The organism is Streptomyces sp. NPDC001027, from assembly GCF_040299045.1.
Lineage (GTDB): Bacteria > Actinomycetota > Actinomycetes > Streptomycetales > Streptomycetaceae > Streptomyces.
In genome coordinates this window covers 38,103-47,980 of record NZ_JBEPBI010000050.1, presented here as the reverse complement: position 1 = coordinate 47,980, position 9,878 = coordinate 38,103, and the positions used below count along the sequence as shown (strand labels likewise).

At 67.9% G+C, this 9,878-nt stretch carries 6 protein-coding genes and 1 pseudogene; 2 read left to right on the top strand and 5 right to left on the bottom strand.

Annotated elements, in window-relative coordinates:
- Positions 1-156: 156 nt before the first annotated feature.
- Positions 157-1,524, bottom strand: a pseudogene (locus ABT300_RS44510) (ABC transporter substrate-binding protein).
- A gap of 137 nt (positions 1,525-1,661) precedes the next feature.
- Entirely contained in the window at positions 1,662-2,777 is a 1,116-nt protein-coding gene (locus tag ABT300_RS16785) for an enolase C-terminal domain-like protein (protein ID WP_351675940.1), read from the bottom strand.
- Between the two features lie 127 nt (positions 2,778-2,904).
- Between ABT300_RS16785 and ABT300_RS16780 the strand changes: the two genes are divergently transcribed.
- Entirely contained in the window at positions 2,905-3,669 is a 765-nt protein-coding gene (locus ABT300_RS16780; RefSeq protein WP_123761361.1) for a FadR/GntR family transcriptional regulator, read from the top strand.
- Between the two features lie 227 nt (positions 3,670-3,896).
- Positions 3,897-7,055, top strand: a complete 3,159-nt coding sequence (locus tag ABT300_RS16775; protein WP_351675936.1) for a DUF1349 domain-containing protein — start codon at positions 3,897-3,899, stop codon at positions 7,053-7,055.
- Positions 7,056-7,542: 487 nt separating this feature from the next.
- On the opposite strand, the gene ABT300_RS16770 is transcribed toward ABT300_RS16775, so the two are convergent.
- From ABT300_RS16770 to ABT300_RS16760, 3 genes are all read right to left on the bottom strand, one after another.
- A complete protein-coding gene (locus ABT300_RS16770; protein ID WP_351675933.1) occupies positions 7,543-7,857 on the bottom strand; it encodes a hypothetical protein in 315 nt (104 codons plus the stop codon).
- Positions 7,858-8,048: 191 nt separating this feature from the next.
- Positions 8,049-9,434 (bottom strand): aldehyde dehydrogenase family protein, encoded by a 1,386-nt coding sequence (locus tag ABT300_RS16765; protein ID WP_351675930.1) that lies wholly within the window; start codon positions 9,432-9,434, stop codon positions 8,049-8,051.
- Positions 9,431-9,865 (bottom strand): cupin domain-containing protein, encoded by a 435-nt coding sequence (locus tag ABT300_RS16760; RefSeq protein ID WP_351675927.1) that lies wholly within the window; start codon positions 9,863-9,865, stop codon positions 9,431-9,433. The genes ABT300_RS16765 and ABT300_RS16760 overlap by 4 nt, the downstream gene beginning before the upstream one ends.
- Positions 9,866-9,878: the final 13 nt, after the last annotated feature.

Here is a 9,878-nt window from a genome sequence, read left to right as displayed (position 1 = left end):
CCCCACAAAAAACACCCCCCCCCCCCAACACGTTTTTTTTTTTTGGTTGACTGTTTTACAGCGGTGTGCTCCCCCCTCCGGGGGGGGGGGGCCCGCGCGGCCGCCGCGGCGGCCGCTCCGCTCCGTTGCGAGGTGGGTGGTCATCGGTCCGCTTCGCTAGTTGACGGTGTATCCGAGGGACTTGGCCTTGTCGGTGATGGCCGTCTGCCAGGTGCCCAGGGTGTCGGTGAGGGTCTTGCCCGAGTTCAGGGCCGGGACCACGGTGGAGGAGTAGATCGCTTCCTGGCTGTACTGGGTGGCGGACCAGCCGGGCCAGATGAGTTCCGCCGCCTCCTGGAAGACCGGGCTGACGTCCTGGGCGAAGTAGCCGGTCTTCTTCTGGCCGGCGAGCCAGGCGACGGCTGCCTCCTTGTACGCGGGGTAGGTGCCCGCGGTGGCCTGGTACTCGTTGGAGGTCGTCATCCAGGTGACCAGGTCGGCGGACGCCTTGAGGTTCTTGCTGTGGGAGGAGACGAACCACAGCCCGCCGCCGACATTGCCGGTGTAGTTCTTGGCGTCGCCCTGGAACTTCAGCGGCGACGCGGCGGCGATCTGCCCCTTGGGGATCTTGAAGGTGGAGTTGAAGAGCACCTGCCCGTACCAGGAGGGGCCGGGGAGCAGAAGGACCTTGCTCGCCTCCTTCTTGATGAAGCCGGCGCTGAAGACGGTGTCCTTGGACACCGAGCCCTTGGCGATCAGCCCGTCGAGCAGCTTCGCCATCCGGGTGCACTTGGCGTCCTGTAGGTCGACCTTGACCTTGTTGGCGTTGGTCACGGTGCTGGCGGGGCACTGGCTGGCCTAGAAGTACACCTCGGGGCTCCAGGCGTCCCCGGCGGTTCCGACCAGGTAACCGGGGTGCTCCTTGGCGACCTTCTTGCCGAGGGCCTCGTACTCCTCCCAGGTGGTCGGGACGGAGTAGCCGAACTTGTCCAGGAGCTTCTTGTTGTACCAGAGCACGTTCTGGGCGAGGTCGTTGCGCAGGCAGTAGGTGGCGCCGTTGGCCTTGCAGGGGTTCAGCGCGCCGTCTGCGAAGCCGTCCAGGGTGGACTGCGGGATCAGGCCCTTGTCGACGGGTGCGGCGAAGGGGGTCTTGCCCTGGGTGGTCCAGCTGCCGTCGTTGACGTTGGCGCTGAAGGCGACGTCCGGCCAGCCGCTGCCGCTGCGGTCGAACAGCCGGACCTTGGTCTGCAGGTCGTTGGCGCCGTTGGCGTCCCCGCTGTACGTGACGATCTTGATCTTCACGTCCGGGTGGGCCTTCTGATAGGCCTGCACGCCGGGGACTCGGGCGGCGTCCGCCCAGACCGTGATCGGGCTGCCCGCCTCCTGCTTCACCGGCTTGAAGACCGCAGGGGAGGAGGACGCCCCGGCGGATGTGGGGTCCGCGCTGCCGCAGGCGGCGAGCGCGAGAAGGGAGACGGCGCCCAGGGCCGCTCCGGCAACGCGTCTGACCTGACGGCGGGAGGTGACGGGAACGTCGCTGTTCATGACTGACCTCATGTCTGGGTTCTGCGGAGATCCGCGGGATGTCGGCGCAAGCACCGGAGAGGGGAGGCGTGGAGGGATCAGGTACCGAAGGCGTGGAGGGTCGGGTACGGCGTGATCGTGGGAGAGGGGCGGGCTGATCAGGCCTTCGGCGGCGCGAAAGTTTCCTTGTCGACAAACCGCTGGAGGACGGGAGGGTAGTCCAGGCCGGCGGGCAGCGCCACGCCGGGCCCGGTGGGGGCGTGGACGAGTCCTTGGGCGTCGATGCCGCTCTCGCGGCTGATGGGATTGCCCATGACCAGGGACTCGTAGTAGGTGGTGTTCGAGATGGCCATGCACAGGTGCCGGTTGGGGATCTCCGGTCCGTGCACCTCGGCGCGCAGCCGGTAGGCGTCGGCGAGGTGGGCGGTGCGCATGGCGCCGGTGAAGCCGCCACGCAGTTGGGTGGAGGCTCGGACGCCGAAGGTGGCGGCGCCGGCCTGGATGAAGTCGGCCGAGTTCATGTGGGCCCCGTCGGAGGTCTCGGCCACCAGCAGGGGCACCGCAACCGCGTCGGCGAGGCGCTTGTACGCGGTGATGCTGAACTCCCGGATCGGCTCCTCGTACCAGAGGTAATCCGCGTCGGACAAGGCGTGCCCGAGGTAGATCGCGTCGGGGAGGTCGAATCCTGCGGACCCGTCGAACATCAGGGGAATCGCGTCCCCCACGTGTTCCCGTAGGGCCACCGACAGCCGGGCGTCGCGGCGTGCGTCGCCCCAGGCGTGAAGCTTGATGGCGGGGTATCCGAGTTCCAGGGCCTGGTCGGCGATGTCCAGGTACTCCTCCACCGAGGAGTAGGTGACGGTCGAGGCGTAGGCGGGGATCGAGGTGCGGAAACCGCCCAGCACCTGCCAGGTGGGCCGGTCCGCGAGCCGGCCGGCCAGGTCCCACAGTGCGGTGTCGACGAGGCCGAGCAGATACAGGGGCAGCTCCTCAGTGCGGTCCAGCTCCCATATGCGGTGCCACAGCCATTCCCGCTGCAGCGGGTCCTGGCCCACGAGCTCCTTGCGCAGGAAGCGGTCCAGCAGGTCCGCCAGGATGACGGCGCTGCCCCGACGGGGGGCCATGGCGATGCCCTCGACTCCTTCGTCGGTGCAGATGCGCAGCACGGCAGCCTCGCCGTCCGGCGGGCTGCCCTGCAACCCGTCACGCCAGACGAACGGCGGACTGGCGCCCGGAACCCGGACCGGATAGCTCTCCACGTCGGCAATGCGCACGGTCGTTACCCCTTGCAATGGCAGCTGCTGCTGCGAAATTTTCGTGTAACGTAAGTCGTCATACGAATGCTGTCAAGGTGTTCGGAGCAGTAGACTCTGCGATCGTCCACACCGGCGAGGGGGCCCCATGGCGAAGAGCGGTCGAAACGGCGTCGAGGATCCGGCGGCCCTGAAGCCCTGGCCCAAGCGACCTGCGCGGCTGGCCCACGCGGTGGTGGAGTCCCTTACCGACAGCATCGTCTCGGGTGCCATCCCGTCGGGCTCCACCTTGCCGGTCGAACCCGAACTGTGCGAGACGTTCGGCGTCAGCCGCATCACGATCCGTGAGGCGGTCAAGTCGCTGGAGGCCAAGGGGTTGGTTCGGGCCCGGCAGGGTTCCGGCACCACGGTCACCCAGTCCGAGGAGTGGAATCTCCTGGATCCCGTCGTGCTGGCGGCCACCGTCCAGCACGACGACGAACTCGTCGTGCTGGACCACCTTGTCGGCGTGCGTTCGGTCCTTGAGGCGCAGATGGCGGCCCAGGCCGCCGAACTCGCCACCGATGACGATCTCCGGGAGGTGGAAGGGCTGCTCGACCGCCTCGAAGACGAAATCGCCACTCCCGCCCGGTTCGTCGAGAGCGATGTGCTCTTCCATGACCGGATCATGCAGGCGTCCCGGAACAGGCTGGGCCGTTCCATCATCCGGACCGTGCACACCCAGGCCCGCAGTACGTTCCTGTACACCGGCACTCCCGACGGCCGCGCGTGCGAACAGGCGAACGCCGAGCACAGCCGGATCGTCGAGCGGCTCCTGGCCCGCGACCCCGTGGGTGCAGCGCAGGCCATGACGGCCCACATCGAAGCGGCCTGGAGCCGCCGCCGTGTCCCGCACTCCGGTGGCACCGGCTGAACGCACCCCGCACCTTTGCGTGCCCCGGAACCCGCCCCCGAGCCGTCAGGCCGGGGGCGGGTTTCTTTTGTGCTGCAGATCTATTTCTGCGGCACATATTGACAGCATACGTATGACGACTAACGTTACGTCGCCGTATCACCTCCGCAATCACCGCAGGGCTGTGTCCTCCTGAGGGGGATGACGCAGCCCTGCGCGTGCCCTCTTGCACCACCGGAAGGTCTCAGATGCGCCCAACCCGCTCCCGTCGCACACTGAGTGACCGGCTCAGACCATGTCTGGCCGCACTCGCGCTCCTCACCGCCTCTGCCGGGGCCGTCGTCGCGCAGGCGGTGCCCGCGTCCGCCGCCACGGCCGCGACGCTCCATGTGTCCCCCAACGGCACCGGCACCGCCTGCTCGACCAGCCAGCCGTGCTCCCTCACCCAGGCCCAGACCAACGTCCGGGCCATGAACAACTCCATGACGGGCGACATCGTCGTGGAGGTCGCTGACGGCACGTACCGGCTGACGGCCCCCCTCACCTTCACCTCGGCGGACTCCGGCACCGGCGGTTACTCGGTGATCTGGAAGGCCGCGCTGGGCGCCCGTCCGGTCATCACCGGCGCGCAGCGGGCCACGGGCTGGACGCTGCACGACTCGGCGAAGAACATCTGGCAGGCCGACGTCGGCACCGGGTTCGACACCCGGCAGCTGTACGTCGACGGCGTCCTGGCGACCAGGGCCCGCTCCTCGATCAGCCGCGCCGACCTGACCGCGACCACCAGCGGCTACACCTTCACCAACACCGCGCTGAACTACCTCAACAGCCTTGCGAATCCCGGTCGTGCGGAGATCCACGGCATCGGATCCTTCACCGACCGCTATTCCCCGGTGTCCGGCATCAGCAACGGCACCATCACCATGGATCAGCCGGCCTGGGACGACAACACCTTCGGCTACGACACCCTGACCAAGCCCTTCCGGTCGGCATCGCTCTACATCGAGAACGCCTACGAACTCCTCGACACGGCCGGCGAGTGGTACCTCGACACGAGCTCCGGCACCCTGTACTACAAGCCGCTCGCGGGACAGAGCATGAGCACCGCGGACGTCGAGGTGCCGAAGCTGCAGTCGCTCATCGACGTCGGGGGAAGCTATGCCTCTCCCGCCACGCACATCACGTTCTCGGGGCTCCAGTTCTCGGGCACCAGCTGGCTGGGCCCCAGCAGTGACGGCTACGCCAGCCAGCAGACCGGCGCGTACCTCAAAGGTACGTGGGACCGTCCGTCGGACGCGCTGACCTCCTGCCAGGGCGGCTGTCCGCTCTTCGAAGCGACCCGCCCCCACTGGGACCAGATGCCGGCCGCCGTCCAGGTCTCGGCCGCCGACCACATCACCTTCACCGGCAACCGGTTCACCCAGCTCGGGCAGGTGGGCCTCGGCATCGGCCAGGACGCCAACGCCCACGCCAGCGGGGTCGGCCTCGGTGCCGACACCGTCACCGCCACCGGCAACGTCTTCACCCAGGACGCGGGCGGAGGCATCGTCGTCGGCGGGCTCCAGGCGGACGCGCATCACCCCAGTGACAGCCGGATGACCAACAAGAACATCACCCTGAGCAACAACGTCATTCACGACGTGGCGCTCGACTACCGGGACATGTCGGCCATCCTGGCCACCTACGTCAACGGCGCGACCATCTCGCACAACGAGGTGTACAACCTGCCCTACTCGGGGCTGACCATCGGTTACGGCTGGGGCACCAACGACCCGGGCGGCAGCCAGGACTACGTGAACCGCGGTCTGTACGACTACCAGCCCGTCTACACGACCCCCACCACCGCCGCGAACAACCACATCACCGACAACTACCTCCATGACGTCATGCAGCAGATGAACGACGGCGGCTGCATGTACACCCTCTCGGCGTCACCCGGCAGCACCTTCGAACGCAACTACTGCCACACCAACAACAACTACTACGGCTTCTACCACGACGAGGGATCCAGGAACTTCACGGACACCAACAACGTCTTCCGCAACGTGGGCCGGTGGTCCCAGCAGAACGGCTCCTCCACCAACAACACCGGTGCCCTCACCTTCCAGGACAACTGGTCGACCACGTCCTCGACCAACGTCTTCAACGGACAACGCGGTGATGTGGTGAGCGGCACGGTGGTCGTCTCCGACGGCAACTGGCCCTCCGGCGCCCGCACGGTCATGGACAACGCGGGCATCCAGCCCCAGTACCGGCCCTTGACCACGGACCCTGTCACGGCCCCTTACAGCGGCTATTCCTCCACTCCCGCCCTGACCGGCCAGAGCGGCGGTCGCTTCACCGTCACCGATGCGGGAGCCGACATCTGGGGTGCCGGCGGCCAGCACGACGACGCCTACGGCACCGCCTACCTGGCGAACTCCGCTGTAGCCGGCACCTCGGTGACCGCGCGGGTCGACAACGTCGACAACACCAACGGCTGGGCCAAGGCGGGCGTCGTCCTGCGCAACAGCCTCACCGGCAACGGCTCCTCTCCGGGATACGCGGTCGCCACGGCGACCCCGAGCCACGGCGTGTGCTTCCAGTGGGACTCCACCGCGGACGGCTACCTGGACCAGATGTCGTGCACGTCCTCGACGGTCAAGGCGCCGGTGCGGGTGCGGCTCACCCGCACGGCCACCCAGGTGTCCGCCTTCTATTCCACCGACGGATCCGCCTTCACCCAGATCGGCTCGGCGGTCACCCTGCCGTCCATGGCCGCCACTCAGGACGCCGGTGTCATCCACAGCGCCCACAGCACCACCGTCGGCAGTGCGACCTTCAGCAACCTGCGGATCGTCACCTCCCCGTTCAAGGCCTACGGCTCCATCCCGGCCGCGGTGGGCCAGAGCCAGGGAGTGACCTCCCTGACCAACGCGGGTATCGACACCTGGGCCTCGAGCACGCAACACGACGACGACTACTCCGCGGCCTACCAGTCCGGCGTGGCGGGAACGTCGTCGACCGTCACCGTCCATGTCGACAGCCAGGACAACACCAATATCTGGGGCAAGGCCGGCCTGATGCTGCGCAACGACATCACCGGCACCGGCTCCTCCACGGGATACCTCGTCCTCGCCGCCACGCCGAGCAAGGGCGTCGCCATGTCGTGGGACTCCAACAGTGACAGCTATCTCGACGCCGCCACCACGAAGACCGGCACCGGCACCGTCGCCCCGGTCTGGCTCCGCCTGGTCAGGAGCGGCGACTCGGTCACCGGCTCCTACTCCGCCAACGGGACCAGCTGGACCACGGTGGGTACGGCGACGCTGACCGGTGCCAACAGCACCGAGGACGCGGGCGTGTTCTTCAACGCTCACACCGGAGCACCCGGCACCGCGAAGTTCAGCCAGTTCTTCGTGAGCTGACGAAGCAGTTCCGGTAACGGTCTCCGGGTTGTGGTGGGGGTTTCCGCACCACAACCCGGAGATCCGTCATGCCCGCGCCGAACTCCGCGCAGCAACGAAACCTCAACGCCCGCGGCAACGGAGGCAGAGGGCCGCCGACCACATCGATGCCGACGTGCTCGCGTTGGGGCAGCTGCCGACGCTGGAGCTGTGCCACCGCCACGCGCGAGGGCCGAGGACCGTATCCACGCTGCCCAAGCCACCGGCCTGCGCCGCATCCGCCACTTTGCCAGGCACTGGCCATGGGCAGGCCTGATCACCAAGGCTCTGCAACAGCTCGGCAGCACTGCCAAGTCCCGGCTGAACGGCCACATCCTGGTGAGCAGCTCCACGGCCTTAAGCAGTGGAAACCTGTGCCCATCCGACGCGACAGACGCGCCACCAGCCTGCCCCGTGCAGAAATGTCCGCCCCGAACAACCCGAAAGGCCGTCAGCAAGTTGATGGCCCTCACACGAGATCGAGGCTAGCGCGACTCATGCCATTGCTTCGCGCCGCGGGAAACCTTGCGTGAGTACTGAAGGGGACGACCTCGCGGAGCTCCACTACTGCGCCCAGGCGAGTGCGTTGGCTGCGGCCGAGGAGATAGGCGAAGACCAAGATGGCGATGGTCCCAGCGGCGATCGCTGGGATCATCGGCACAAGGATGTCGATCGGTGAGACCTTCAGGGCCGCTGCCTCACGAGCGGTGGAGCCGCCCAACAGCACGGTGTTGAGTACGCCGTTGGCGGTGGCGGTCACACAGGTCAGGACGACGGGGCTCATGTCGAGACGGAGGTAGACCGGCAGGAGGGCGGAGGTGACAATGATGAGCGTTGTCGAGCCGTCGCCGTCGGCCCACCATCCGCAGGATGGCTCTGACGAGCGAGTCGAGGCGACCGACGTCGATCATGATGCCGAAGAACGTGATGGCGGAGAATAGCAGGACTGCGGTGGGCGCGACGTCCTCGATCGACTCAGGCGGTGACCCAGTAGGTGCGCGTGTTGGTGAACTCGCGGATGCCGGCGGCAGCCAGTTCGCGGCCGTAGCCGCTGCGTTTGGTACCGCCGAAGGGCAGGCGCGGGTCTGAGGCGACGATCGCGTTGACGAAGGCCGCCCCGCTGGTGATCCTGTGGGCGAGGGCGACGCCCCGGCCGGGGTTGGATGTCCAGATACTCAGGCCGAGTCCGTACGCAGTGGCGTTCGCGAGACGTACGGCGTCCTCGTCGTCCCGGGCGACGGTGATCGCGGCGAGCGGGCCGAAGGTCTCCTCGTCGAAGGCGGCTATGCCCGGGCCGGTGTCCGCCAGGACGGTGGGCTGGTAGAAGTAGCCGTCTCGGGGGAGCGCTTTGCCTCCGGTCAGCAGGCGGGCGCCGGCGGCGACGGACTTCTCGACCTGCCGCTGGATCGCCGCCCGCAGGTCATTGCGGGCGAGCGGGCCGACCTGGGTGTCCCGTTCGCGCGGGTCGCCGACCCGCAGGGCTTCGACGCCCGCCACGAACGCGGCGGTGAAGGCGTCCACAACGGAGGCGGCGATGATGAACCGCTTCGCGCACACGCAACTCTGACCAGAGTTGGTGAAACGCGCCTTCACCGCGGCCGCTGCGGCCGCTTCGACGTCGGCGTCGTCCAGGACCACGAAGGCATCCGAACCGCCCAGTTCCAGTACGGACTTCTTCGCCGCGCGCCCTGCCGCCGAGCCGACGGCCGCGCCTGCCCGGTTGCTCCCGGTCAGGGTGACGGCGGCGACGCGGTCGTCCTCGATGAGCCGGGAGGTGACCTCCGGCACGGCGCCGTCGGCGATCACCAGTGTGGTCACCAGATGCTCGGGGAAACCGGCCTCGACGAAGAGGTCCTGCAGGGCGAGCGCGCTGCCGGTGACGTTGGAGGCGTGCTTGAGCAGGATTCCGTTGCCCGCGACCAGGGATGGGACGGCGAAGCGCATGACCTGCCAGATGGGGAAGTTCCACGGCATGACGGCCAGGACCAGACCGATCGGCTCGTGGGCGACCCAGGCTTCGGCTCCGTCGATGTCCACGCGTTCGTCGGCGAGGATTCCCGGGCCGTGCTCGGCGTAGTACTCGGCGGTCAGTGCGGACTTGCTCACTTCGCCCTCTGCCTCGCCGACCGGCTTGCCCATCTCGGTGACGGCCAGATGGGCCAGGGCTTCCTTGTGTTCAGCAAGGACGTGGGCCAAGTGACCGACGCGGGTGGCCCGTTCGGAAGCGGGGACGCGGGCCCAGGCGCGGGCGGCGGCATGAGCACGCTCTACAGCCGCCTCGATCCTTACGGTGTCCCAGGCTTCGTACTCGGCGAGCGGTTGTCCTGTGGCGGGGTTGGTGGTGCGGATGGTGGCGCTCATGAGGTGGGGGCTCCTCCCTTGTCGTGCTGGGAGAGGTGCTCGAAGGTCTCGCCGGTGGCGGTGATGGTGCGGGTGACGTCCCGGCCGCCGTAGACCCAGTAGATCCGCATGACGCCCTCGCCGCGGTTGAAGAACCGGTGCGGGATCCCGGCGGGCACCCAGGTCGCCTGGCCGGCCTCCAGATCGAAGAACTCTCCGTCGATCTCCGCGGTCGCCTCACCTTCGAGGATCAGGACCGACTCCTCGACGTTGTGGCTGTGCAGGGGCAGACCGGTGCCGGGCTGGAACACGGTCTGGCCGGTGGTGATGACGGCTTTCTGTGAGTTCCACTTGCCGACGTAGGGGACGGTGGCCACTCCGCCACCACGGTCGAAGCGTTCGACCTCGTCGGGATGGATGAGCAGGTTCGGCGGGGTGGGCTTGGCGCACATGCGGCGGCTCCGA

Coding starts and splice junctions, on each gene's coding strand:
- ABT300_RS16780 (WP_123761361.1), top strand. CDS start 2,905: ATGGCGAAGAGCGGTCGAAACGGCGTCGAGGATCCGGCGGCCCTGAAG.
- ABT300_RS16770 (WP_351675933.1), bottom strand. CDS start 7,857: ATGAGCCCCGTCGTCCTGACCTGTGTGACCGCCACCGCCAACGGCGTA.
- ABT300_RS16760 (WP_351675927.1), bottom strand. CDS start 9,865: ATGTGCGCCAAGCCCACCCCGCCGAACCTGCTCATCCATCCCGACGAG.
- ABT300_RS16775 (WP_351675936.1), top strand. CDS start 3,897: ATGCGCCCAACCCGCTCCCGTCGCACACTGAGTGACCGGCTCAGACCA.
- ABT300_RS16765 (WP_351675930.1), bottom strand. CDS start 9,434: ATGAGCGCCACCATCCGCACCACCAACCCCGCCACAGGACAACCGCTC.